Origin of the sequence: Pseudomonas sp. RIT288 (genome assembly GCF_000631985.1) — a bacterium.
Lineage (GTDB): Bacteria > Pseudomonadota > Gammaproteobacteria > Pseudomonadales > Pseudomonadaceae > Aquipseudomonas.
This window is the reverse complement of the sequence record NZ_JFYN01000044.1, coordinates 198,444-221,921: the sequence shown is the minus strand read 5'-3', so window position 1 is coordinate 221,921 and position 23,478 is coordinate 198,444. Positions and strand designations below refer to the sequence as shown.

Here is a 23,478-nt window from a genome sequence, read left to right as displayed (position 1 = left end):
TCGGCAGCTCCTACAGGGATTGATGTCGGTCACAGTATTCGGAATCAGCCCCGATTACTGTAGGAGCTGCCGAAGGCTGCGATCTTTTCAGGCCGGCAAAAGCACCGCACATCTGTCATGAACGCCACTTGTCTGCGACATGATGTCGTTTCATATGCCATCCAAAACCCATTGGGTTAGAATGCCCCCCTTTTCTGCCCCCGATCCTTGAGGACCGCCATGTTCAGCCGTGATTTGACTATTGCCAAGTACGACGCCGATCTCTTTGCCGCCATGGAGCAAGAAGCTCAGCGCCAGGAAGAGCACATTGAGCTGATCGCTTCGGAAAACTACACCAGCCCTGCGGTGATGGAAGCTCAAGGCTCGGTACTGACCAACAAATACGCCGAAGGCTACCCGGGCAAGCGCTACTACGGTGGTTGCGAGTACGTCGACGTTGTTGAGCAGTTGGCCATCGACCGCGCCAAAGAGCTGTTCGGCGCCGACTACGCCAACGTTCAGCCGCACGCCGGTTCCCAAGCCAACGCCGCTGTTTACCTGGCCCTGCTGCAAGGTGGCGACACCATCCTGGGCATGAGCCTGGCCCACGGTGGTCACCTGACCCACGGTGCCAGCGTTTCCTCCTCCGGCAAGCTGTACAACGCGGTGCAGTACGGCATCGACGCCAACGGCCTGATCGACTACGACGAAGTCGAGCGTCTGGCGGTTGAGCACAAGCCGAAAATGATCGTGGCCGGTTTCTCTGCCTACTCGCAGATTCTGGACTTCCCGCGCTTCCGCGCAATCGCTGACAAGGTCGGCGCCTACCTGTTCGTCGACATGGCTCACGTGGCCGGTCTGGTCGCCGCTGGCGTCTACCCGAACCCGGTGCCTTTCGCTGACGTGGTCACCACCACCACTCACAAGACCCTGCGCGGTCCACGTGGCGGTCTGATCCTGGCGCGCGCCAATGCCGAGATCGAGAAGAAGCTGAACTCCGCGGTATTCCCGGGCGCCCAGGGTGGCCCGCTGGAGCACGTGATCGCCGCTAAAGCGATCTGCTTCAAGGAAGCACTGCAGCCTGAGTTCAAGGCTTATCAGGAACAAGTGGTGAAGAACGCCCAGGCCATGGCCGAAGTGTTCATCGAGCGCGGTTTCGACGTGGTGTCCGGCGGTACCAAGAACCACCTGTTCCTGCTGTCGCTGATCAAGCAGGACATCTCCGGTAAAGACGCTGACGCCGCGCTGGGTAAAGCGTTCATCACCGTGAACAAGAACTCCGTACCAAACGATCCACGCTCGCCGTTCGTCACTTCCGGCCTGCGCTTCGGTACTCCGGCTGTAACCACTCGCGGCTTCAAGCAAGCAGAGTGCAAAGAGCTGGCCGGCTGGATCTGCGACATCCTGGCTGACCTGAACAACGAAGCGGTGATCGACGCCGTTCGTGAGAAAGTCAAAGCCATCTGCAAGAAACTGCCGGTATACGGCGCTTGATGCGACGTTAAATCCGCAGCATGAAAAACCGGCCAGAGATGGCCGGTTTTTTTTCGCCTGAATAAATATCGCAACCATTGTCTGGGCGACACACTTAAAAAGCCTGAAACAATAAGCGCCGGCAAAAACAGATTCACCAGGCAACTTAGCTGGTACTGTTACTCCCACACGACACAACAAAAATCCCCACCAAAACCAACTAACAAAATGGCAACCCCATAATTAAACCGGATCAAACCATACTCTAAAAAGTTGATCACAAGGAATTCAAGGATGAGTTCATGATTACCGACAGGCAGAATTCTTTTATTGCGACACTGGAACTTGACGATCAACACGTCGATTTTCTTGGCCAACTGCATGGCACTCCGGCCCTGCGCAACGATAAAACGTTTTCAGGTGGTTTCTTTACCGGAACTCCAACAGTCCGGGACGATTCCCATCTGCTGGGATGTCGTCCCGCTCACGAGATTGCGTTGCATGCACCATTGACGGTTTATTTTCGCTGCACGGACGATTACTACCATCTCTATATCCGCTCGCACCCGACTTATACCGGGCACTGCATCAGCAAGAGTGCCCAAAAGGTACTGGGCGCCTATCTGCCGGACGGCGGTGCCACGACATCCTTCAACCTGATGAGCCTTGAAGGCCGGATTGTCACCCTGCAGGAGATGAAGGGCGGCATCCAGCATGTTCGACTCAAGGCCCGTCATTCCCAGGCCATCGGCATTATCCGCCGCAAGGGCGCGCCCTATCACTATCTGGCCGAAATCGACGGTGAGGGTGTGATTTTCAAGTTACGCATCATCGAACGCAACGCATCGTTCCTGAGTAATCCGGACGAGATCTGACGGTTCACAGGAACACTCCATCACGTTATGGCTTATTGGCCATTCAGCGTTAACTCCCAATACTTGACAAGGCAACATCATGAGTACAAATCAGGAAAAATCATTTACGGCAACATTGAGCACTCGGTTTGGTTATCCACACTTTCCGAGACTGACCTATGGTAGAAAAATCACCTCCCCTCGCCCCGACTACGAGTTCTTCAGCTTCTCCCACCAAATTGATGTTTCCAACTATCTGTTCTTGAAGCCTGATGTTGAGCCTGACGCGCTGACATTCTATTTCAGGTGTATCGATGACTATTACACGATGTATATATTTACCCCTGGCACTTATCACTACATGACCGTCAGCAAAGAGGAGGAGGATTTCCTTAATGCCTATAGCCCTGACGACGGTGACCAGACGACTTTCAATCTTCTGGATGCCAAAGGCAAAATCATCACGCTGGATGAAATCGACAGCAACACCCCCACCGTCAGAATCCAGACCCGAAGCGGCCGCTTGCTGCAGGCAGGTCTGAGCCGCAACAAGTACGACCCGAAGGTTGGCACCTTTGTACGGACCCTTGCGTCCCGCAGCGCCGCCGTCCTGGACTTCAAAATGAACATCCTGCAACGCAACGTTCCGTACTGACAGCGTTGTCACCGGTGCACGCGGCGCGCTGGCGCTGAACATCTGCTGCCACCCCAGGCGCCCGGCAAGATCCGGGCGTCTTCACCTGCCAACAACTTCATCGCATGACGGATCACCACTGGTCAGACCGGTCATGCCAATTTCATGATTTTCACTTGTCATCCCGAAAAAACCGAGCGTAGACTGCACCCGCACTGGACATACCGGTAAGACCACAATAATTAAGTCCTGAATCTGATGTGCACCGCACACGGCAGCCAGGACACCGACCAGGATTCCTCCCATGCTCAGATGGTGCTCGCGTTCAATCTTCCTCCAAGTGGTTCTCGGACTGGTGCTCGGCATCGTCTGCGGGCTGACCCTTCCCGAATATTCCGCTCAGCTCAAACCGTTGGGCGACGGCTTCATCAAACTGATCAAGATGCTCATCGGCCTGATCGTGTTCTGTGTGGTGGTCAGCGGTATCAGCGGCGCGGGCGACCTGAAGAAGGTCGGGCGCATCGGCCTCAAGTCGGTGATCTACTTTGAAGTGCTCACCACCATCGCCCTGGTGATCGGTCTGGTATTCGCTTTCAGCACCGGGATCGGCAGCGGCGCGAATATCCATCTGGAGCAGCTGTCCGCCGCCGACATGGGCGACATCGCCGAACGCGGCCAGCACATGCACACCACCACCCAGTTCCTGATGGACCTGATCCCGACCTCAGTGCTCGGTGCTTTCGCCGACAACAACATTCTGCAAGTGCTGCTGTTCTCGGTGCTGTTCGGCAGCGCGCTGAATCTGGTGGGCGAAGCGGCTTCCGGGATCTCGCGGCTGATCAATGAACTGAGCCATGTGATCTTCCGGATCATGGGCATGATCGTGCGTCTGGCGCCGATCGGCGTATTCGGCGCCATCGCCTTCACCACCAGCAAGTACGGCCTCGATTCGCTACAACACCTGGGCAGTCTGGTCGGCCTGTTCTACCTGACCTGCATGGCGTTCGTCAGCGTGATCCTCGGCGTGGTGATGCGCGCCTCGGGCCTGCGTCTGTGGCCGCTGCTCAAGTACCTGCGCGAAGAATTGCTGATCGTCATGGGCACCGCTTCTTCAGACGCCGTGCTGCCGCAGATCATGCGCAAACTTGAACACCTGGGGATTGGCAGCTCGACGGTCGGCCTGGTGATTCCCACCGGCTACTCGTTCAACCTCGACGGCTTTTCGATCTATCTGACCCTGGCCATCGTGTTCATTGCCAACGCCACTGGCACGCCACTGGCGATGACCGACCTGCTGACGATTCTGCTGGTGTCGCTGATCACCTCCAAGGGTGCGCACGGCATCCCCGGCTCGGCGCTGGTGATTCTGGCGGCGACGCTGACGGCGATTCCGGCGATTCCGGTGGTCGGCCTGGTGCTGGTATTGGCGGTGGACTGGTTCATGGGCATCGGCCGGGCGCTGACCAATCTGATCGGCAACTGCGTCGCCACCGTGGCCATCGCCCGTTGGGAAAAGGACATCGATGTGCAACGCGCAAACAAAGTACTCAGCGGTCAGCAGGGCTACACCTTTCAACCGCGTAAAACCGGAACTCCGGCGCACCAGCAAGAGTTCTGATTTTCAACCCCACAGGAGCTGCCGCAGGCTGCGATCTTTTGATCCTGTTTGCGGCATCCCCAACGGGCTTACGGAGCAAGACATGTGATCACCACATCAACCGTCGTCAACTCAGTCGTAGAAAAACTGCGCGCCGCCCTCGCCCGCGGCCAGTGGCGCTCCGGCGACATGCTGCCGGGCCAGCGCGAACTGGCCGAACAACTGGGCATCAGCCGCCCGAGCCTGCGCGAAGCGGTAATCGTCCTGGAAACCCTTGGCCTGGTGCGTTCGATGCCGGGCAAAGGCGTGGTGGTGCTCGACGCCCAGCTCAGTGACCGTCAGAGCCACGACAGTGCAGTGGCCGGCGCCAGCCTCGAAGACGTGCTGCAACTGCGCTACACCCTTGAGCCGTTCATCGTCGGTCTGGTTGCGCAGTCGATCAGCAGCAAGGAAGTCGGCCAGTTGCGCCTGACGTTGATGGACATGCGCGAAGCCCTTGAGGCAGGCGACAGTGAAGCTGGGGTCAGCGCCTACATCGCCTTCCACGAGGAGCTGTTCACCCTCACCTCGAACCCGATCTTCCAGAGTGTGGTGCAGCAAACCAGCAATGCCCTCAAGCAAAGCGCCGAAGTGCTGCGCAATTCGCCTGAGCATCTGGCTGAGCGTCTGGAAGAAAACGAAGCGGTGGTGCGCGCAATCCGCAGCAAGAACAGCGCCCAGGCCAGCGCCGAAATGCGTCGGCACATCCTGCGCGAAGGCCAGCGCATGGGCATCGAACTGAACATTCCGGAAGACAACCTCAGCCACTGAAGAATTCACACTGGAGACCGGCCATGAACAGTCTTGCCACGTCGCCGCACACTCGTCAGATGTCGGCACCCCTGCCCTTCTCCCGCCTGCAGGCGCCGGCAGATGATCTGTACCCGCGGCTGTTCGACGCGATTCTGGACCGGCGAATCGACCCGGCCAGCCGCTTCACCGAAGACAGTCTCAAGCAGATGTTTGGCGTCAGCCGCGCCGATGTGCGCCGGGTGCTGACGCAGTTGTCCCATGAGCAGGTGATTGTGCTGCGCGCCAACCATCGGCCACGGGTGGCCGCACCGGATGCCGAGCAGACCCGGCAAACCCTGCACGCCCGGCGCCTGACCGAAGCGACGCTGGTACGCCTGGCTTGTCAGAATGCGTCAGCGGAGGGTTTGAAACGCTTGCGCGCACTGATCGAACGCGAACGCCTGGCCGTGGTTCAGGAACGGCGGGCGGCGGCGATTCGTTTGTCCGGCGAGTTTCATCTGCAGTTGGCGCAGATGGCGGGGAATGCACCGTTGGCGCATTTTCTCGGCAGCCTGGTGCCGTTGACGTCGCTGGCGATTGCGCGGTCTGATGGATCGACGCCAGGTTGCTGCGCGTGGCAGGAGCACCTGGCAATTGTCGAGGCCGTGGAGCTGGGAGATGTTTCCAAGGCTGGTTTGTTGATGAATCAGCACCTGGATCATCTTGAACAGACCCTGCTGGGTTCAGCCCTTGAGCATTGCGCTGTCGGTTAGATCGTCTTCGCGAGCAGGCTCGCTCCCACCGTGAACTGCATTCCTCCTGACAGAATGCGAATTACTATGGGAGCTAGCCTGCTCGCGAAGAGGCCATCGCTGACAACCAGGATCCATCAGGCAGAAGTCACTCTGGCAAACCCGGCCCGAATCTTCTCTTCCGGCAGATCATCGGCAATAAACACGATCACACTTTCCCGCGCTTCACCCTCGGCCCACTCGGTGTCCCAGTCAAAACCGTAAAGTTTCAAAACCCCCTGAAACACCAGGCGCCGATCCTCGCCAGCAATGCTCAGCACACCCTTGTAACGCAGCAATTGCTTGCCGTGCTCTTCCAGCAGCTCATTCATGAACTCGCTGAGCTGATCGATATCCAGCGGCTGGTCTGTGCGCAGCACCAGGCTGGAGATACGGTCGATGGAGGGCGCCTTGCTCACCGGACGCAGACTCACTCCGCCGCCAAGGTCGGCGTTGAGGTTGAAGCCACGCACGTCGAGCAGTTCCGCCAGATCGATGTTGCCGTGCTCGACCACGCGGATCGGCGCGCGCCGGTTGATCCGCGTCAGGCGTTCGCTCAGCGCGCTGAACGTCGCCTCATCCACCAGATCGGTCTTGCTTACCAGCAAACGGTCAGCGAAACCAATCTGCGCCTGGGCAATGGTCTGGGTCAGGTGCAGGTCGGCGTGGGCGGCATCGACCAGCGTGATGATGCCGTCGAGCAGATAGCGTTCGCGCAGTTCTTCGTCGATGAAAAAGGTCTGCGCCACAGGCGCTGGATCGGCCAGACCGGTGCATTCGATCACCAGCCGATCGAAAGCGATTTCACCGCTGTCCAGGCGTTCGAGCAGCAGGTACAGGGCCTTGGTCAAATCCGTGTGGATGGTGCAGCAGACGCAGCCGTTGGCCAGGGTCATGACTTGCACCGGTTCGTCGCCGAGCAGCTGGGTGTCGATGCCGGCGTCGCTGAATTCGTTCTCGATCACGGCGATCTTCAGGCCGTGCTCGGCTTTAAGCAGATGGCGCAGCAAGGTGGTCTTGCCGGCACCGAGGAAACCGCTGAGTACCGTTACAGGTATGGGAGAAGACAAAACTGATCCCCTTCACAAAATGAATGAACAACACAAAAACAAATGTGGGAGCGAGCCTGCTCGCGAAAGCGGTGTGTCAGTCAAATCATTCATCAACTGACACTCCGTATTCGCGAGCAGGCTCGCTCCCACAAGGGGGACTGCATCAACCGCAGGCTGTCAGCTCAACAGCACTTCGGCCCACCCTTGCCACCGTAACGCGCTTCCTGACGTTCGCGGAAGAACATCTCGTAGCTCATCACCGGTTTGTCCGGGTGTTTGGTTTGCATATGCTCGACGTAGGTGTCGTAGTCGGGCATGCCGACCATCAGGCGGGCGGCCTGACCGAGGTATTTACCGAGGCGACTCAGGTCATTGAACATGGTGCAATCCTCTGGTTACGCGTCCGGCAGGGCCTGGAATGGCGATTCTTTATCCGTACGCTCTTTTTTGCCCCAGGCGGCGATGCCGACCTTGAGCGCATAGAACAGGATGCTGAAAACCACGAACAGGAACAGCGCGGTGAGCGTTGCGTTGGTGTAGGCGTTGAAGATCACGTGCTGCATCTGCTCGACGCTTTTTGCCGGAGCCAGCACCTGACCATTGGCCAGCGCATCGCTGTATTTCCTGGCCAGCGACAGGAAGCCGATCGCCGGGTTGGCGTCGAACAGCTTGATGAAGCCAGCGGTGGTGGTGCAGATCAGCAGCCAGGTGGCCGGCAGCAGGGTGACCCAGATGTAGCGCTGGCGCTTCATCTTGATCAGGACCACGGTGCCGAGCATCAGCGCGATACCGGCCAGCATCTGGTTGGAGATACCGAACAGCGGCCACAAGGTGTTGATCCCGCCCAGTGGGTCGACCACGCCCTGGTACAGCAGCCAGCCCCACATCGCCACACAACCGGCGGTGGCGATCAGGTTGGCGGACCAGGATTCGGTACGTTTCAGAGCAGGAACGAAGGAGCCGAGCAGGTCCTGCAGCATGAAGCGCCCGGCACGGGTGCCGGCGTCCACAGCCGTCAGAATGAACAGCGCTTCGAACAGGATCGCGAAGTGGTACCAGAACGCCATGGTGTTTTCACCCGGCAGGACACTGTGCAGGATCTGCGCGATACCGACCGCCAGGGTCGGCGCACCACCGGCACGGGCCAGAATGGTGGTTTCACCAATGTCATGCGCTACCGCTTGCAACGCTTCCGGCGTGATCGCAAAGCCCCAGCTGGAGACCACTTGCGCAACCGACGCGACGTCACTGCCGACCACGGCGGCCGGGCTGTTCATGGCGAAATACACGCCCGGCTCGATCACCGAAGCGGCAACCATGGCCATGATCGCGACGAACGATTCCATCAGCATGCCGCCATAACCGATATAACGCGCGTTGGTTTCGTTATCCAGCAGTTTCGGCGTGGTGCCCGAAGAGATCAGCGCGTGGAAACCCGATACCGCACCGCAAGCGATGGTGATGAACAGGAACGGGAACAGACCGCCCTTCCACACCGGGCCAGTGCCGTCGACGAACTGGGTCAGCGCGGGCATTTTCAGCTCGGGCATGGTCACCAGAATGCCGATCGCCAGAGCGACGATGGTACCGATCTTGAGGAAAGTGGAGAGGTAGTCACGCGGCGCCAGAATCAGCCACACCGGCAACGAAGCGGCCACAAAACCGTAGCCAACCAACATCCAGGTAATCTGCACGCCGGTGAAGGTGAATGCCTTGGCCCACACCGGATCGGCGGCGATCTGCCCACCGAGCCAGATCGAGCCCAGCAGCAGCAATACGCCGACCACCGAGATCTCACCGATGCGGCCCGGGCGGATGTAGCGCATGTAGATGCCCATGAACATCGCGATCGGGATGGTCGCCATCACGGTGAAGATGCCCCACGGGCTCTCGGCCAGGGCTTTCACGACGATCAGCGCCAGCACCGCGAGGATGATGATCATGATCAGGAAGCAGCCAAACAGGGCGATGGTGCCGGGAATGCGGCCCATTTCTTCACGCACCATGTCGCCCAGGGAACGGCCGTTGCGCCGGGTCGACATGAACAGAACCATGAAGTCCTGCACCGCGCCCGCCAGCACCACCCCGGCAATCAGCCACAGCGTGCCGGGCAGGTAGCCCATCTGCGCCGCCAATACCGGGCCAACCAGAGGCCCTGCGCCGGCAATCGCTGCGAAGTGGTGACCGAAAAGAATGTGTTTATTGGTCGGAACGTAGTCCAGACCGTCGTTGTTGAGCACGGCGGGGGTGGCCCGACGCGGGTCGAGTTGCATCACATTGTTGGCGATGAACAGACTGTAGTAACGGTACGCAACCAGATAGATGGCCACGGCCGCGACCACAATCCACAAGGCGTTGATCGCCTCTCCTCGGCGCAATGCCACTACGCCCAGGGCGCACGCTCCTACGATTGCCAGCACTAGCCAGGGTAAGTGGCGTAGCAGGCTATTATTATTTTTCATTTTATTATTCCAGCCAGGGTGGACAAGAAAGACAGCCACCCCGAGTTTAGCGCTTACGGCGCCAAAGGCCATACCCCGACGTTGGTCTAGACGGCTTGTTGATTGGCAGCCACCCAATGGTCGGGTCTATAGTCAGCGAACTCTTCCGAGGATTGCGCCATGAGCGAACACCCAGCCAATCGCCGTCGCTTCAAACGTATTGCGTTCGATGCCAGAACCGAGCTGAGTCAGGGCCAATTCATCTGGCCGGTGAAGTTGCTCGATCTGTCGCTGAAAGGGTTGCTGATCGAAACGCCAGAGCCGTGGCTGGGCGATGCAGCGAAAGACTTTTTCGTCAGGATCCATTTGAGTCCGGACGTCGAAATCGAGATGGATGTGCATCTGGCTCATGAAGAAAACGGCCAGTTGGGATTTGTCTGCCGGCATATCAGCCTGGAGTCGATCCAGCGCTTGCGGCGGTTGATCGAACTGAATCTGGCTGACGAAACCGCGCTTGAGCGCGAGCTCGGCGCCCTGATCGAACTGTGACCCTTGTAGGAGCTGCCGCAGGCTGCGATCTTTTGATCTTGTTTTAGAAGATCAAAAGATCGCAGCCTGCGGCAGCTCCTACAAGGAAATCGGTGGTTATTCGAACAGTGCGTCGAGCGCCTGTTCCAGCCGCGTCACGGCAATGATCTGCAGACCCGCCGGTGCTTCTTTCGGCGCATTGCCCTTGGGCACGATCGCCCGTTTGAAGCCATGCTTGGCCGCTTCCTTCAAACGCTCCTGGCCGCTCGGCACCGGGCGCACTTCGCCGGACAAACCGACTTCACCAAATACCAGCAGGTCATGCGGCAATGGCCGGTTGCGCAGGCTCGACATCACCGCCGCCATCAACGCGAGGTCGGACGCGGTTTCCAGCACCTTGACCCCGCCGACCACGTTGAGGAACACGTCTTGATCGTGGGTCGGAATACCACCGTGACGGTGCAATACCGCCAACAACATCGCCAATCGGTTCTGATCAAGGCCCAACGTCACGCGGCGCGGATTGGCCAGATGACTGTCATCCACCAGCGCCTGCACTTCCACCAGCATCGGCCGGGTGCCTTCCCACGTCGCCATGACCACACTGCCCGGGACTTCTTCCTGGGCACGGGTCAGAAAAATCGCCGACGGGTTGGAGACTTCTTTCAGACCCTTGTCGGTCATGCCGAACACGCCCAGTTCATTGACCGCACCGAAGCGGTTCTTCACCGCCCGCAGCAAACGCAAACGGCCATCGGACTCGCCTTCGAAATACAGCACGGTGTCGACCATGTGCTCCAGCACCCGCGGGCCGGCGAGCGCGCCTTCCTTGGTGACGTGACCGACGAGGAAAATCGCCGTGCCGCTCTGCTTGGCATAACGCACCAGCAGCGCCGCACTCTCACGCACCTGCGAGACGCCGCCGGGGGCCGACTGCAATTGTTCGGTGAAAATGGTCTGGATCGAGTCGATCACCATCACCTTGGGTTTTTCCTGGCGGGCGGTGGCGATGATGGTTTCGATGCAGGTTTCGGTCATCACCCGCAATTGATCCTGGGGCAAACCCAGACGCCGGGCACGCATCGCCACTTGCTGCTGGGACTCTTCGCCGGTGACGTACAGCGCCGGCATGCTCTTGGCGAGGTTGCACAGGGTCTGCAACAGAATCGTCGACTTGCCGATGCCCGGGTCACCACCGATCAACACCACCGAGCCGTCAACCAGACCGCCACCCAGCACTCGATCCAGCTCACCGGACGCGGTGGAGAAGCGTGGAATCTCCTCGATGCTGACTTCGGCCAGGGTCTTGATCTGCGCCTGCTGTCCGGCCCAGCCGGTACGCCCGGTGGGCGCCGTGGCCCCGCCACTTTCGATCATGGTCTCGGTCAGGGTGTTCCAGGCGCCGCACTCGCCGCACTGGCCCGCCCACTTGGGAAAGGTTGCGCCGCACTCGGTGCAGCCGTACATGCGCTTGGCCTTGGCCATCTGGATCCCCCGGCAAAAACCGCGATGATAACGCAGCCACCGCTCAGCGCGGCGCGGCGGTGCGGATTTCGCCGTTGGCCAGACGCGCGGCACTGTTGCCCAGCGGATCCTCGGCATTGAGGTCGGCGCCCTTGGCCTTGAGTGCGTCGAGCAGCTCAACACGCTTGAACAACCCGGCGTACATCGCCGCAGTCTGGCCTGCGCCGTTGCGCTGATCGGGGCTGCAATCGGTGGCCATCAGCCTTCGAGCAATCTGCATCTCGCCTTTGAAAATCGCGCCCATCAGCGCTGTGTTGCCACGTTGATCCTGCGCGCAGGCATCAGCGCCCGCCGCCAGTAACCGGTCAACTGCCGCGCCCTGGCCGTGATACGCCGCCAGAATCAAAGCGGTGTAGCCCTTGCTGTCGCGGGTATCGAGGGAATAACCTGACTCGATAAAGGTCTCGAGCATCGGCACATCGCCACGCCGTGCGGCATCGAAATAGTAATCCTGCAACTGCGCCTTGATCGCCTCAGGGCTTTGCCCGGCCAGCGCTGTGAAGGACAGGCATCCGAGCAACAGTAAAAGACAGGCACGCATAAACGCTCTCCTTGGGCAGAGCGGGGCCTGAGTCAGGCCCCGCGTTGCATGGCGTCGAGATCAGTCGACCAGTTTCGCCGCCAGCGCCTTGACCCGGCTCAGGTCACCCTTGGCCACTTTGGTCACACCGGTGCCGTATTCCGGATCGGCCTTATAAAGGAAGGACAGGATGATGTGCTTGCTCTCGTCATCGGTGGTCGCCAGCGAGCCGCCGAAGCTGGCGATCAGGTCCTGACGCTCCTGTTGGCTGAACGAGCGATACAGATCCCCGGCCTGCTTGAAGTTCTGCTCACGCTGGATCTTCGCCTGCTGGGTGCTGCCCGACAGTGCCAGCTGGCTGTAACGCGCGCTTTGCGGCTCTTCACGCGGTTGCAGGCGGCTTGGCTGATAGTTCACGCCAGACTGCGTGGCTCCGAAGTTCATCGCACCGTCCTGATTGCCATTGTTGACGGCAACTTTGGGCGCGTTGATCGGCAACTGCAGGGCATTGGCTCCCAGACGATACATTTGCGTATCGGCATAAGAAAACACTCGGCCTTGCAACAGACGATCTTCTGAAGGTTCGATACCCGGCACAACATTGGCCGGGGCCATCGCAACTTGTTCGGTTTCCTGGAACACGTTGGCTGGATTACGGTTCAACACCATTTGTCCAACTTTTCGCTCAGGAACATTCGGCCAGATCTTGGTAGCGTCCAATGGATCAAAATCAAACTTGGACAAATCTTGCGGATTCAGCACTTGGATGTACAAGTCCCATTTCGGGAAATCACCCTTGTTAATATGACTGACCAGATCATTAGTCATATGACTGTAATCCTTGCCCTGAACTTTCTCGACTTGTTCAGGTGTCAGGTTCTTGATGCCCTGCAAACTTTTCCAGTGAAACTTTACATAGTGCACTTCGCCTTTGGCGTTAACCAACTTGTAGGCATGCACGCCATTACCGTCCATCTCCCGATAACTGGCTGGAGTACCCGAATTGGAATACAGCTCGGTCAGCGTGCGAGTAGCTTCCGGCACGTGGGAGAAGAAGTCGAAACGACGCGAGTCATCGTCAAGGTTGGTACGTGGATCGGGCTTGAAGGCGTGGACCATGTCCGGAAACTTGATCGCATCGCGGATGAAAAAGGTCGGGAAGTTGTTGCCCACGAGGTCCCAATTGCCATCGGCAGTGTAGAACTTGGTGGCAAAACCCCGCGGATCACGCAGGGTTTCCGGGGAGTGGTTACCATGTACCACTGCGGAGAAGCGCACGAACACTGGCGTCACCTGCCCAGCAGCGAACACCTTGGCCTTGCTCAGGTCGCTGAGGTCGTTGGTCACCGTGAAGGTGCCATGGGCACCGGTACCGCGGGCATGCACCACGCGCTCGGGAATACGCTCACGATCAAAACGCTGGAGCTTCTGGATCAGTTGCACATCCTGCAGCAGCACCGGGCCGGTGGCGCCGGCGGTCTGCGAATTCTGATTATCGCCGACCGCTGCGCCGTTATCCCGGGTCAGGGGCGCGGCGTGCACGGAGAAGGTCAGCAAGCTGGCGGTAAGCACGCCGAGCGTACGGCGATGGGGAAAAGCCCCCAGTCCAAGAGTGGAATTCATATCAGGTTCCTCTGGTTTTTTTGAGCGCATCCAGGTGCGCCAACCAGAGGCTAGAGGGCTATGCCGGTGAACATAAATAGAATGTTCGTAACTCCATGATTGAAAAGTTTGGCTTCCCAATCAGCGAGTTACGGCGTATTTCGCGCGCGATTAGTGGCACTTTGCAAACTAATCGTCGATTCATGTGTCGATAAAAACGGGCATTGTAAGAAGGTGTTTCGCGCAGGACGCGTTTTGCTGATTTACACTGCGTACACCAACCTCATCTGTAACAAGGAAATAACCTATGGGCGTGCTAAGTGAGTTCAAGGCCTTCGCGGTCAAAGGCAATGTGGTCGACATGGCCGTCGGTATCATCATCGGTGCCGCCTCCGGCAAAATCGTTTCGTCGTTTGTCGGCGACGTGATCATGCCGCCAATCGGCCTGTTGATCGGAGGGGTGGACTTCAGTGATCTGGCAATCACGCTAAAAGCCGCCGAGGGCAACGCCCCTGCTGTGGTAATGGCTTACGGTAAATTCATCCAGAGCATTCTGGACTTCGTGATCGTCGCCTTCGCGATTTTCATGGGTGTGAAAGCCATCAACCGCCTTAAACGCGAAGAAGCCGTAGCCCCTTCCCTGCCACCGGTTCCGACCAAGGAAGAAGAGTTGCTCGGTGAGATCCGCGATCTGCTCAAAGCCCAGAACAACCGGCCTTGACTGCTTGATGAATGAGAACGGCGCCTGATGGCGCCGTTTTTTTTACCAGTAGTTTTCCACTGCCACCTGTCCCGGCCGCCGCGTCAGGCTCAGGCTCATGTGGCGTTTCTTCAGCAGTGCCCGGGTGTCGTCGATCATCTGCGGATTGCCGCACAGCATGACGCGCGAGTGCTCGGGGGTCAGTTCAACGCCGGCTTCACGCTCCAAGTCGCCGTTTTCAATCAGGCTGGTAATACGGCCGTGCAAGGCACCAGGAAACTTTTCTCGGGTAACGGTGGGAATGAACTGCAGTTTATGGGCATGTTCTGCCAGGTAATCACGCCTGGACAGCTCAGCAATCAATGACTGGTAGGCCAGCTCCCGCGCCTCGCGCACGCTGTACACCAGAATGATCCGCTCGAATCGCTCCCATACTTCGAAGTCCTGCAGAATCGACAGAAATGGCGCAACCCCGGTCCCGGTGGATAACAGCCACAGGTCCCGACCGTCGACAAACCGATCCAGCGTCAGGTAACCAAAGGCCTGGCGCTCCACCAGCAGGGTATCGCCGACCTGCAACCGGCTCAGTTCACCGGTGAATTCGCCACCCGGCACCACGATGGAAAAGAACTCGAGAAACTCGTCAAAAGGCGAAGAAACCATCGAGTAGGCACGCCAGACCGTACTGCCATCAGCCTTGGTCACCCCCAGGCGGGCGAACTGCCCTGCGCGGAACCTGAAACCCGCATCTCGCGTGGTACGCAGGGTAAACAGGCTGGGGGTCAAGGGCTGCACGTCGAGCAGGGTCTGAGCCGTAAATTTCTCTGCGCTGACAGTCATGGGGCGCTCCATTGAAAAGTCCCTTACAGTCTCGCGCAAACTCGGAGCATAAACACCACTGACTTTGTAATGTTTTACCAGTGAGGCAGCCCGGAGAAATGAGATGTAACCCAAATCCGATTGATACGACGGTATTCATAATCCCTATTGAACGACAGATTAAATACAACGCGTGTTAGCCGACTAATAACCTTTACAGCAATTAACCTACCCCTCAAGAGCAAAAAAATTCAACGCCGTTTGTAAGACATGTCCTACACTCGACTGCGTGCATGATCCAACTGGATCCAAACAAGCACCCTTGGGCAAGACTCATGGAGAGTGAGTGATGGAAATGTGGAAGGAGTCGCAATTAAAGCAACTGACTTTCGCTAGAGAAATAGAGACTGCTTATCCGATCCTGCTGCGATTCGCTCAAAACATTGGTTTCAATTTTTGTGCTGTCTCATTGACATCAACCAATCGGAACGCTGACTTTAAAACTTTGCGAATCAATAACTATCCGAAGGAGTTGAATCAACTTTATGAAAAACAGAGCTACAGCAAAATCGATCCGGTAATAGCACACTGCAACCATTCGATGCTGCCGATTGTCTGGACCGAAGACGTGTTTTCGCAAACCTTACCGTTGTGGGATGACCAACAGAAATATGGATTGCGCCATGGTTGGTCCCAGTCGTTTCACCATGAAGCCACCGGCCAGTGCAGTACGCTCAGCCTTGTCAGAAAAAATGGCCTGCTGAGCCCGCTGGAGTTGTACGAGCATTTTGGCTATATGTTTTACGCAACCAGCCAGCTGAGCGATCTGTTCGCCAGAACCTTGCCCACAGTACCGAAAAAGCCCCAGCACCCGCACCTTTCACCGCGGGAACTGGAAGTGCTGAAGCTCTCGGCGCTCGGTAAAACAGCCTATGAAATCGCCAGGATCCTCTCCCTGAGCGAACGCACCGTGAATTACCACGTGCAAAACGTGATTATCAAACTGAACGTGTGCAACAAGATGTCAGCCGTCATCGCTGCCTGCCGCTATGGCCTTCTCGACGCCCCGATCGCCTAAAAGCCACAAGTATTTCAACGGAAAAAAACGTACCATTTGCGACCTTCCTGAGTGATGACGTGAACCTTGACGTTGTATTTCACTCGGACGGTTCCGCTGCGCAACACGCTGGGCTGCGGGCCACCCGTTGATTAACCAGAGTTCCCGTACCATGCCCTTGCTCGACACCCCCTTCGCCCAACTCGACCTGATCCGCCAGCCAGAACAGCAAAACGAACCACTGCAAGCGTTCGACGCGGCTGACGAATACCTGCTCAATCATCTGGCCGCGCAACAACCGAAGGCAGACACCCGGGTACTGGTACTCAATGACAGCTTCGGAGCGTTGGCGGCGAGTCTGGCGGGCAAGGTTCAGGTCAGCAGCAGTGGCGACTCGTTTCTCGCATTCCAGGGACTGGAAAAGAACCTGGTGCGCAACGGCCTGGCATTTGATGCCGTGCGCGGGATTGCGGCCAGTGAGCCGTTGGTCGGGCCGTTCGACCGAGTGCTGATCCGCGTCCCCAAGACGCTGGCATTGCTGGAAGAACAACTGATTCGCCTGCAAGGGCAACTGGCACCTGGCGCCGAAGTGGTGGCAGCGGCCATGGTCAAGCATTTGCCGCGCGCTGCCGGCGATCTGCTGGAGCGTTACATGGGGCCGGTACAGGCCTCACTGGCGGTGAAAAAGGCGCGCCTGCTGATCGCCACACCCGAAGCCAAAGCCCCGGCGACCTCGCCCTACCCCTCGCGCTACCACCTCGACGAGCCGGCCATCGAATTGCTCAACCACGCCAACGTGTTCTGCCGTGAGGGCCTGGACATCGGCACCCGTGCCTTTCTCCCCCACCTGCCCAAAAACCTCGGCAGCGCCCGCGTCGCCGACCTCGGCTGCGGTAACGGCGTACTGGCCATCGCCAGCGCCCTGCACAACCCTGAGGCGCATTACACGCTGGTCGACGAATCGTTCATGGCCGTGCAATCGGCCGCGGAAAACTGGCGCGCCGTTTTGGGCGAGCGCGAAGTGATCGTGCGGGCCGGCGATGGTCTGGCCGGACAGGAGCCGCAATCGCTGGATGTAGTGCTATGCAATCCGCCGTTCCATCAACAACAGGTGGTCGGCGATTTCCTCGCCTGGCGCATGTTCCAGCAGGCCCGCGAGGCACTGGTGGTGGGCGGTGCGTTGTACATCGTCGGCAACCGTCACCTGGGTTATCACAGCAAACTGGCGCGGCTGTTCCGTGGCGTCGAGCAAGTGGCGGCCACACCGAAGTTCGTGATTCTCAAAGCCCGCAAGTAAAGCGTCAGGCAAAAAAAACCCTCCGCAATGCGGAGGGTCGTAAAACCGTGCCCAGGGGCAGCGGACGGGATGTATCAGTGCGTGGTCAAACCGGCCGCGTTCATGAACAGGCGCATCAGGCTGGCGGCAATGAACAGCGCGCCGACGCTACCGATCCAGATCAGGGCCAACCAGCCGAGCCGCTGCCACAGCGGCTTTTTTTCGGCTTCTTCAATCTCGTGCAGGGAATGTTTGCCGCTCATTGCATCGTTCCTCCGTTAAAGCGCGCTGTAGGAGCTGTCGAGTGAAACGAGGCTGCGATCCTTTGACCCTGATTTCCAAATCAAAAGATCGCAGCGTGCCGCAGCGCCTGAACAGATTTCACACAGTTCTAGTGGTAACCGTCTTCATGGGTGACCTTGCCGCGGAATACGTAGTAGCTCCAGAAGGTGTAACCCAGGATGAACGGGATGATGAACAGCGTACCGACCAGCATGAAGCCTTGGCTTTGCGGCGGTGCGGCGGCGTCCCAGATCGAGATCGAGGGCGGCACGATGTTCGGCCACAGGCTGATGCCCAGACCGCTGTAGCCGAGGAATATCAGCACCAGAGTCAGCAGGAACGGCATGTAGTTGGCGTTGCGCGCCACCGCGCGGATCAGTCCGTACAGCGTCACCAGCACCAGAATCGGCACCGGCATGAACCAGAACAGGTTCGGCATGCTGAACCAGCGTGTCGCGATCTCGGGGTGAGACAGCGGCGTCCACAGACTGACGATGCCGATCACCGCCAACAGCACGAATGCCAGCGGCCGCGCCAGGTTGTGCATCTGTTCCTGCAACTTGCCTTCGGTCTTCATGATCAGCCAGGTGCAGCCGAGCAAGGCATAGGCCACCACCAGCGCGGCACCGCAGAACAGGGTGAACGGTGTCAGCCAGTCCAGTGAACCGCCGGCGTATTGCCGATTGACCACCGGCAAACCGTCGATGAAGGCACCGAGTGCCACGCCCTGGAAGAACGTCGCCGCCACCGAGCCGCCGATGAACGCCTTGTCCCACAAGTGACGCTTGTCGTCCTTGGCCTTGAAGCGGAACTCGAACGCCACGCCGCGGAAAATCAGGCCGATCAGCATGAAGATCAACGGCAGGTACAGCGCCGACAGCACCACCGAATAGGCCAGCGGGAATGCGCCGAACAACGCCGCGCCGCCCAGTACCAGCCAGGTTTCATTGCCGTCCCATACCGGGGCAACGGTGTTCATCATCACATCACGGTCGGTCTTGCCGGGAATGAACGGGAAGAGAATCCCGATCCCCAGATCGAAGCCATCCATGACCACGTACATCATGATGCCGAAGATGATGATCACGGCCCAGATCAGCGGAAGATCAATACCCATGATTCAAATCTCCTTGGTCAGGCGAACGTCGTCGCCGTGATCGGCATCGGCCGAATCGTCGGCAGCGGACAACGGACGGGCCGGTGTGCGTTTCTTGCCTGGACCGCCGTCTGGCGTTTCTGTGCCCTCGCTGATCTTCGGCCCTTTACGCACCAGGCGCATCATGTAACCAAGGCCCGCACCGAACAGCGCGAAATACACCACGACAAACATGATCAGGGTGATGCTCATCTGCATGAAGCTGTGATTGGACGAAGCGTCCGCCGTGCGCATCAGCCCGTAGACCACCCACGGCTGACGACCGATTTCGGTGGTGAACCAGCCGGCGAGGATCGCGATCAGGCCGGATGGCCCCATCCATAGCGCCAGATACAGGAACGGCCGCGAGGTGTAGAGCGAATCGCGCTTGCGCAGCCACAGGCTCCACAGACCGGTGAAGATCATCAGGAAGCCGAGACCGACCATGACCCGGAACGACCAGAACACAATGGTCGAGTTCGGCCGGTCTTCAGGCGGGAACTCCTTGAGCGCCGGCACCTGCTTGTCCAGCGAGTGGGTCAGGATCAGGCTGCCGAGGTACGGGATCTCCACGGCGAACTTGGTTTTCTCTTCCTTCATGTCCGGCCAGCCGAACAGGATCAGCGGGGTCGCTTCGTTACCTTTGTTTTCCCAGTGACCTTCGATCGCGGCGATTTTCGCCGGCTGGTGCTCAAGGGTGTTCAGCCCGTGGAAGTCACCGATAACCGCCTGGATTGGCGCGACGATCAGCGCCATCCACATCGCCATCGACAGCATGGTGCGGATCGCCGGGTTGTCCTTGCCGCGCAGCAGGTGCCAGGCCGCCGACGAGCCAACGAAGAACGCCGTGGCAACGAACGCAGCGGTCGCCATGTGCATCAGGCGATACGGGAACGACGGGTTGAAGATGATCGCCAGCCAGTCGGTCGGGATCACCTGACCGTTGACGATCTCGAAGCCTTGCGGCGTCTGCATCCAGCTGTTGGAGGCGAGAATCCAGAACGTCGAGATCAGCGTGCCGATCGCCACCATCACCGTGGAGAAGAAGTGCAGTTTGCGTCCGACCTTGTTCCAGCCGAACAGCATTACCCCGAGGAAACCGGCCTCGAGGAAGAACGCCGTGAGCACCTCGTAGGTCAGCAACGGTCCGGTGACGGAACCGGCGAAGTCCGAGAAACGGCTCCAGTTGGTACCGAACTGGTAGGCCATGACCAGACCGGAGACCACACCCATGCCGAAGTTGACGGCAAAGATCTTCGACCAGAAGTGGTAAAGATCCCGATAAGTGTCGTTATGGGTTTTCAACCACAACCCTTCGAGCACCGCCAGGTAGCTCGCCAGACCAATGGTGATGGCCGGGAACAGGATGTGGAACGAGATGGTGAACGCGAACTGAATTCGGGCGAGATCGAGTGCCTCTAAACCGAACATAAGTCTTCCTCTGTCAGGTAATACCGGCATTGGGGCTTGTGGCCCCTGCCTACTGCCCCCACGGATATGGAGTGCGGCGAATTCTGATTCGTTCTTTTTTAACAGCCATCGCAACGCAGGGAGTCTGGCCATCGGGCCACCAGACCATGGCCCGGGAGGGTCTTGATCTGGATCAAGCAACGTTAAAAGAGTAGTCCCATTTCCGACGAAGAACGGCGTGGTGGTTTGCCGCGTGACAAGTTGCCTCATTGCCTGGGCAGCGCTCTGAAGCAGATGTCCCAGAGCCAGGAAACCCTCTGTGGCGAGGGAGCTTGCTCCCGCTCGGCTGCGCAGCAGTCGTAAAAAGGTTTTCCAGCGCTTGCCTGAAAGTATGATTGTGCTGGGTCGGGGCCGCTTCGCGACCCGGCGGGAGCAAGCTCCCTCGCCACAGAGAACGGGGTATCGGGATAATCGATGTCTGGCTAACTAAATTTTTCGTAATAGCAACTTCCTGTTACAGACTGGTGATAACCTCGCGGTTCCCCTCCTGAGCCAGACCTGCCTTCAGATGCCCAGCCAAGAGCCCCTGCTGTTACGTCACCATCGTCCGTTTCTTGCGTTCTGGTTCGCCCGGATCTTTACCGCCAGCGGTTTTCAGATGCTCACCGTGGCGATCGGCTGGAATCTGTATCAGCTGACCGGCAACGTGCTCGACCTGGGGTTGGTCGGTCTGGTCGAGTTCGCGCCTCGGGTGCTGTTCATGCTGCACACCGGGCACGTCGCCGACCGTTATGACCGTCGCCGTGTCGCCGCGATCTGTCAGTCGTTGCAGGCGATGATCGCCCTGGCGCTGGCCATCGGCAGTGCGACCGACCACGTCACCCGGGAAATGATCTTTATCCTCGCCTTCCTGCTCGGCGCGGCGCGCTCCTTCGAAATGCCGACTACCCAGGCGCTGCTGCCGAGCATCGTGCCCAGCGCCCTGTTTCCAAGGGCGGTCGCCGCAGCGCAATCGGCGCAACAGTCAGCCACCATTGTCGCCCCGGCCCTCGGTGGCTTGCTTTACGCGTTCGGCAGTGTCTGGGTCTATGGGCCAACGGTATTGCTCTACGTCATCGCCTGCACCTTGATGCTCAACTTGCCCGCGCGGCAGACGCCGCTGAACAAAGGCAAAGCCACACTGGATTCATTGTTGGCCGGCATCCGCTTCATTCGCAGCCGCCCGGACATCCTGGGGGCGATCTCGCTGGATCTGTTCGCGGTATTGCTCGGTGGCGCCACCGCGTTGCTGCCGGTGTTCGCCAAGGACATCCTGCTCACCGGGCCTTGGGGCCTGGGCCTGCTGCGTTCGGCGCCGGCGGTTGGCGCGCTGGGGATGTCACTGTTTCTGGCGCGATTTGCCGTCGAACGCAACGTTGGCCGGGTGATGTTCACGGCAGTCGGCGTATTCGGCGTGGCAACCATCGCCTTCGGCCTGTCGACCTCGTTCTGGTTCTCGCTGGCGGTGCTGGTGGTGCTCGGCGCGGCGGACATGATCAGCATGGTGATCCGCGCGTCCTTCGTGCAACTGGAAACCCCGGACGAAATGCGCGGCCGGGTCAGCGCGGTGAACGGCCTGTTCATCGGTGCCTCGAACCAGTTGGGCGAATTCGAATCCGGCCTCACCGCGCACTGGTTCGGCACCGTACCGGCTGTGGTCATGGGCGGGATCGGCACGCTGGTGGTCACCGGAACCTGGATCAAACTGTTCCCGACCCTGGCCAACCGCGACCGGATGCATGTGCCGGTGGAAGAGGCGAAGGTCTGAATCACATCTGCGAAATCTGTACGGCTGGAGCGAGCAGGCATTGGCAAGGCACGTGCGTGGCTAGGCGTTCAAACCGATTACGATCTGTGGCAAGCAGAGCATCGGGAGCAACCAGCCATTACGCCTATCGCTGCCCACGCCTGAAGCCATCACACCAACATCTCCCCCGCCACTTTCGCCCGCAACGCCTTGCCGCCGAGTTGCTCGACCAGCGTCAGGGCAAAGGCCAGTGCGGCGCCGGAGCCTTGGGCGGTGATGCAATTGCCGTCGACCACCACCGGTTGATCAACAAAGGTACAGCCTGACAGTTGATGGCTGGCACTCGGCAGGCAGGTCATGCGGCGTTGGCGTAATACGCCTGAGGCTTGCAGGGCGATGGCCGGGGCTTCGGCGATGGCGGCGAACAGGCGTCCGGCGCTGGCCTGGTCCTTGAGCAATTGTTGCAGCGGTTGATGCGCCGCCAGATGTTGTGAACCGACAACACCACCGGGCAGGACGATCAGGTCGAAAGTCTGCGCCAGCACATCAATCAGCATGCCATCCGCCGTCAGGCGCGTGCCGCGCGCGCAGGTCAGCATGCGCCGGCCTTCGATACTGGCCGCCACGACTTCGACGCCGGCGCGGCGCAGCACGTCGATCAGGGTCACGCTTTGCAGATCATCGATGCCCTCGGCGAGGGTAATCAGGGCTCTAAAGGTCATGGGCGCCATCCGCTGAGTGATCTTTAAAGCGTAGTCAGCTTTGCCTGCCCTGTTCAGTGACAGCCGTTACTTGATGTAAAGCTGGGTCGACAGGGTGTTGCGTGGCGCGTTGATCGAGGTGTTGCTGAAGCTGAAGGTGCCTTCCTGCTTGCCCGCCAGATCGAAGATATACAGCGAGCCGACGGTCTTTCTGCCGGGCGTGCATTCGGTCAGATTGCCGTTATCAAAGGCACACACCGGCGCCCGGGTGCCGTTGACTTCAAAACCGTCCAGCGTGGAATGCGGCTGGTTCTGGCCATAGCCGACCTCCAGCACATACACCTTGATACTCGGGCCGCTGTGATTGCATTGGGTTTGCGGCTGGTTATCGGCGATGTCTTCCAGGCCGCAGGCCGGCGACTGAACTTTGATGACCTTCACTTGCGTCAACGGTGGTGCCGAGGCTGCCAGCGCCGCCGTCGACCCGGCCATCAGCCCTGCCATTACCCAGAAAGCCTTCATCCAGCGCTTGCCCATGTGATCGCG

General features: G+C 59.0%; 23 protein-coding genes and 1 pseudogene. 12 read left to right on the top strand and 12 right to left on the bottom strand.

The genetic code is table 11. The features are described 5' to 3' along the window. Positions 1–219 precede the first annotated feature (219 nt). The 6 genes from glyA to BW33_RS27755 all read left to right on the top strand — a co-directional run bounded on the left by glyA (position 220) and on the right by BW33_RS27755 (position 6,081). Positions 220–1,473: a serine hydroxymethyltransferase gene (glyA, locus tag BW33_RS27785; RefSeq protein ID WP_007963781.1), complete on the top strand. Its 1,254-nt coding sequence runs from the start codon at positions 220–222 to the stop codon at positions 1,471–1,473. A gap of 281 nt (positions 1,474–1,754) precedes the next feature. Then, the gene (locus BW33_RS27775) at positions 1,755–2,327 is read left to right on the top strand and encodes a hypothetical protein (protein WP_152546166.1); all 573 of its coding nucleotides are present in this window, start codon (positions 1,755–1,757) and stop codon (positions 2,325–2,327) included. Between the two features lie 79 nt (positions 2,328–2,406). Beyond that, positions 2,407–2,961, top strand: a complete 555-nt coding sequence (locus BW33_RS27770; RefSeq protein ID WP_047602609.1) for a hypothetical protein — start codon at positions 2,407–2,409, stop codon at positions 2,959–2,961. Positions 2,962–3,244: 283 nt separating this feature from the next. Beyond that, entirely contained in the window at positions 3,245–4,558 is a 1,314-nt protein-coding gene (locus tag BW33_RS27765) for a C4-dicarboxylate transporter DctA (protein WP_007963773.1), read from the top strand. An 84-nt stretch (positions 4,559–4,642) separates the two neighbouring features. Beyond that, complete coding sequence (locus tag BW33_RS27760) at positions 4,643–5,347, top strand: FadR/GntR family transcriptional regulator (protein ID WP_047602608.1); 705 nt, start codon at positions 4,643–4,645, stop codon at positions 5,345–5,347. 23 nt (positions 5,348–5,370) lie between these two features. Beyond that, on the top strand, positions 5,371–6,081 hold the full coding sequence (locus BW33_RS27755; protein ID WP_047602607.1) for a GntR family transcriptional regulator: 711 nt from the start codon (positions 5,371–5,373) through the stop codon (positions 6,079–6,081). Between the two features lie 116 nt (positions 6,082–6,197). Here BW33_RS27755 and yjiA read toward each other — a convergent pair whose 3' ends face one another. The 3 genes from yjiA to BW33_RS27740 all read right to left on the bottom strand — a co-directional run bounded on the left by yjiA (position 6,198) and on the right by BW33_RS27740 (position 9,613). Continuing rightward, on the bottom strand, positions 6,198–7,169 hold the full coding sequence (yjiA, locus tag BW33_RS27750) for a GTPase (protein WP_047602606.1): 972 nt from the start codon (positions 7,167–7,169) through the stop codon (positions 6,198–6,200). Between the two features lie 164 nt (positions 7,170–7,333). Next, the gene (locus tag BW33_RS27745) at positions 7,334–7,531 is read right to left on the bottom strand and encodes a YbdD/YjiX family protein (protein WP_003228401.1); all 198 of its coding nucleotides are present in this window, start codon (positions 7,529–7,531) and stop codon (positions 7,334–7,336) included. A 15-nt stretch (positions 7,532–7,546) separates the two neighbouring features. Next, the gene (locus BW33_RS27740; RefSeq protein ID WP_047602605.1) at positions 7,547–9,613 is read right to left on the bottom strand and encodes a carbon starvation CstA family protein; all 2,067 of its coding nucleotides are present in this window, start codon (positions 9,611–9,613) and stop codon (positions 7,547–7,549) included. Positions 9,614–9,772: 159 nt separating this feature from the next. Between BW33_RS27740 and BW33_RS27735 the strand changes: the two genes are divergently transcribed. Then, positions 9,773–10,141, top strand: coding sequence for a PilZ domain-containing protein (locus BW33_RS27735; protein WP_047602604.1), 369 nt, complete (start codon positions 9,773–9,775; stop codon positions 10,139–10,141). A 96-nt stretch (positions 10,142–10,237) separates the two neighbouring features. Here the strand turns inward: BW33_RS27735 and radA are convergent, their stop codons facing one another. From radA to katB, 3 genes are read right to left on the bottom strand one after another with little or no spacing between them, the layout of a single operon-like run. Further along, positions 10,238–11,605: a DNA repair protein RadA gene (gene radA, locus BW33_RS27730; RefSeq protein ID WP_003228407.1), complete on the bottom strand. Its 1,368-nt coding sequence runs from the start codon at positions 11,603–11,605 to the stop codon at positions 10,238–10,240. A gap of 43 nt (positions 11,606–11,648) precedes the next feature. Further along, positions 11,649–12,185, bottom strand: a complete 537-nt coding sequence (locus tag BW33_RS27725) for an ankyrin repeat domain-containing protein (protein WP_047602603.1) — start codon at positions 12,183–12,185, stop codon at positions 11,649–11,651. Between the two features lie 60 nt (positions 12,186–12,245). Next, positions 12,246–13,787, bottom strand: a complete 1,542-nt coding sequence (katB, locus tag BW33_RS27720) for a catalase KatB (protein ID WP_047602602.1) — start codon at positions 13,785–13,787, stop codon at positions 12,246–12,248. A 286-nt stretch (positions 13,788–14,073) separates the two neighbouring features. On the opposite strand from katB, the gene mscL reads away from it, so the two are divergent. Beyond that, positions 14,074–14,487, top strand: a complete 414-nt coding sequence (gene mscL / locus BW33_RS27715; protein ID WP_047602601.1) for a large-conductance mechanosensitive channel protein MscL — start codon at positions 14,074–14,076, stop codon at positions 14,485–14,487. Positions 14,488–14,529: 42 nt separating this feature from the next. Here the strand turns inward: mscL and BW33_RS27710 are convergent, their stop codons facing one another. Then, the gene (locus tag BW33_RS27710) at positions 14,530–15,306 is read right to left on the bottom strand and encodes a ferredoxin--NADP reductase (RefSeq protein WP_047602600.1); all 777 of its coding nucleotides are present in this window, start codon (positions 15,304–15,306) and stop codon (positions 14,530–14,532) included. 328 nt (positions 15,307–15,634) lie between these two features. On the opposite strand from BW33_RS27710, the gene BW33_RS27705 reads away from it, so the two are divergent. Both BW33_RS27705 and BW33_RS27700 read left to right on the top strand, forming a co-directional pair. Next, a complete protein-coding gene (locus BW33_RS27705; protein WP_047602599.1) occupies positions 15,635–16,363 on the top strand; it encodes an autoinducer binding domain-containing protein in 729 nt (242 codons plus the stop codon). 151 nt (positions 16,364–16,514) lie between these two features. After that, entirely contained in the window at positions 16,515–17,639 is a 1,125-nt protein-coding gene (locus tag BW33_RS27700) for a methyltransferase (protein ID WP_047602598.1), read from the top strand. Positions 17,640–17,713: 74 nt separating this feature from the next. Here the strand turns inward: BW33_RS27700 and BW33_RS28745 are convergent, their stop codons facing one another. From BW33_RS28745 to BW33_RS27690, 3 genes are all read right to left on the bottom strand, one after another. After that, complete coding sequence (locus tag BW33_RS28745; protein WP_081794275.1) at positions 17,714–17,881, bottom strand: DUF2474 domain-containing protein; 168 nt, start codon at positions 17,879–17,881, stop codon at positions 17,714–17,716. Between the two features lie 128 nt (positions 17,882–18,009). Continuing rightward, the gene (cydB, locus tag BW33_RS27695) at positions 18,010–19,017 is read right to left on the bottom strand and encodes a cytochrome d ubiquinol oxidase subunit II (RefSeq protein ID WP_047602597.1); all 1,008 of its coding nucleotides are present in this window, start codon (positions 19,015–19,017) and stop codon (positions 18,010–18,012) included. A 3-nt stretch (positions 19,018–19,020) separates the two neighbouring features. Further along, a complete protein-coding gene (locus BW33_RS27690; protein WP_047602596.1) occupies positions 19,021–20,466 on the bottom strand; it encodes a cytochrome ubiquinol oxidase subunit I in 1,446 nt (481 codons plus the stop codon). Between the two features lie 547 nt (positions 20,467–21,013). On the opposite strand from BW33_RS27690, the gene BW33_RS27685 reads away from it, so the two are divergent. Together BW33_RS27685 and BW33_RS30305 are read left to right on the top strand one after the other, a co-directional pair. Beyond that, on the top strand, positions 21,014–22,252 hold the full coding sequence (locus BW33_RS27685; RefSeq protein WP_047602595.1) for an MFS transporter: 1,239 nt from the start codon (positions 21,014–21,016) through the stop codon (positions 22,250–22,252). A 15-nt stretch (positions 22,253–22,267) separates the two neighbouring features. Continuing rightward, positions 22,268–22,396, top strand: a pseudogene (locus BW33_RS30305) (HigA family addiction module antitoxin); the annotation flags it as partial. A 5-nt stretch (positions 22,397–22,401) separates the two neighbouring features. Here the strand turns inward: BW33_RS30305 and BW33_RS27680 are convergent. Together BW33_RS27680 and BW33_RS27675 are read right to left on the bottom strand one after the other, a co-directional pair. Further along, entirely contained in the window at positions 22,402–22,953 is a 552-nt protein-coding gene (locus tag BW33_RS27680) for a DJ-1 family glyoxalase III (protein ID WP_047602594.1), read from the bottom strand. Positions 22,954–23,019: 66 nt separating this feature from the next. Beyond that, complete coding sequence (locus BW33_RS27675; RefSeq protein ID WP_047602593.1) at positions 23,020–23,469, bottom strand: DUF4879 domain-containing protein; 450 nt, start codon at positions 23,467–23,469, stop codon at positions 23,020–23,022. Positions 23,470–23,478 lie beyond the last annotated feature (9 nt).

Excerpts from the sequence above, each read along its gene's own strand:
- BW33_RS27765 (WP_007963773.1), top strand. The coding sequence starts at position 3,245 with ATGCTCAGATGGTGCTCGCGTTCAATCTTCCTCCAAGTGGTTCTCGGA.
- BW33_RS27775 (WP_152546166.1), top strand. The coding sequence starts at position 1,755 with ATGATTACCGACAGGCAGAATTCTTTTATTGCGACACTGGAACTTGAC.
- BW33_RS27725 (WP_047602603.1), bottom strand. The coding sequence starts at position 12,185 with ATGCGTGCCTGTCTTTTACTGTTGCTCGGATGCCTGTCCTTCACAGCG.
- katB (WP_047602602.1), bottom strand. The coding sequence starts at position 13,787 with ATGAATTCCACTCTTGGACTGGGGGCTTTTCCCCATCGCCGTACGCTC.
- BW33_RS28745 (WP_081794275.1), bottom strand. The coding sequence starts at position 17,881 with ATGAGCGGCAAACATTCCCTGCACGAGATTGAAGAAGCCGAAAAAAAG.
- mscL (WP_047602601.1), top strand. The coding sequence starts at position 14,074 with ATGGGCGTGCTAAGTGAGTTCAAGGCCTTCGCGGTCAAAGGCAATGTG.
- BW33_RS27705 (WP_047602599.1), top strand. The coding sequence starts at position 15,635 with ATGGAAATGTGGAAGGAGTCGCAATTAAAGCAACTGACTTTCGCTAGA.
- BW33_RS27675 (WP_047602593.1), bottom strand. The coding sequence starts at position 23,469 with ATGGGCAAGCGCTGGATGAAGGCTTTCTGGGTAATGGCAGGGCTGATG.
- BW33_RS27735 (WP_047602604.1), top strand. The coding sequence starts at position 9,773 with ATGAGCGAACACCCAGCCAATCGCCGTCGCTTCAAACGTATTGCGTTC.
- BW33_RS27680 (WP_047602594.1), bottom strand. The coding sequence starts at position 22,953 with ATGACCTTTAGAGCCCTGATTACCCTCGCCGAGGGCATCGATGATCTG.
- BW33_RS27700 (WP_047602598.1), top strand. The coding sequence starts at position 16,515 with ATGCCCTTGCTCGACACCCCCTTCGCCCAACTCGACCTGATCCGCCAG.
- BW33_RS27755 (WP_047602607.1), top strand. The coding sequence starts at position 5,371 with ATGAACAGTCTTGCCACGTCGCCGCACACTCGTCAGATGTCGGCACCC.
- radA (WP_003228407.1), bottom strand. The coding sequence starts at position 11,605 with ATGGCCAAGGCCAAGCGCATGTACGGCTGCACCGAGTGCGGCGCAACC.
- glyA (WP_007963781.1), top strand. The coding sequence starts at position 220 with ATGTTCAGCCGTGATTTGACTATTGCCAAGTACGACGCCGATCTCTTT.
- cydB (WP_047602597.1), bottom strand. The coding sequence starts at position 19,017 with ATGGGTATTGATCTTCCGCTGATCTGGGCCGTGATCATCATCTTCGGC.
- BW33_RS27740 (WP_047602605.1), bottom strand. The coding sequence starts at position 9,613 with ATGAAAAATAATAATAGCCTGCTACGCCACTTACCCTGGCTAGTGCTG.
- BW33_RS27770 (WP_047602609.1), top strand. The coding sequence starts at position 2,407 with ATGAGTACAAATCAGGAAAAATCATTTACGGCAACATTGAGCACTCGG.
- BW33_RS27710 (WP_047602600.1), bottom strand. The coding sequence starts at position 15,306 with ATGACTGTCAGCGCAGAGAAATTTACGGCTCAGACCCTGCTCGACGTG.
- BW33_RS27745 (WP_003228401.1), bottom strand. The coding sequence starts at position 7,531 with ATGTTCAATGACCTGAGTCGCCTCGGTAAATACCTCGGTCAGGCCGCC.
- BW33_RS27690 (WP_047602596.1), bottom strand. The coding sequence starts at position 20,466 with ATGTTCGGTTTAGAGGCACTCGATCTCGCCCGAATTCAGTTCGCGTTC.
- BW33_RS27685 (WP_047602595.1), top strand. The coding sequence starts at position 21,014 with ATGCCCAGCCAAGAGCCCCTGCTGTTACGTCACCATCGTCCGTTTCTT.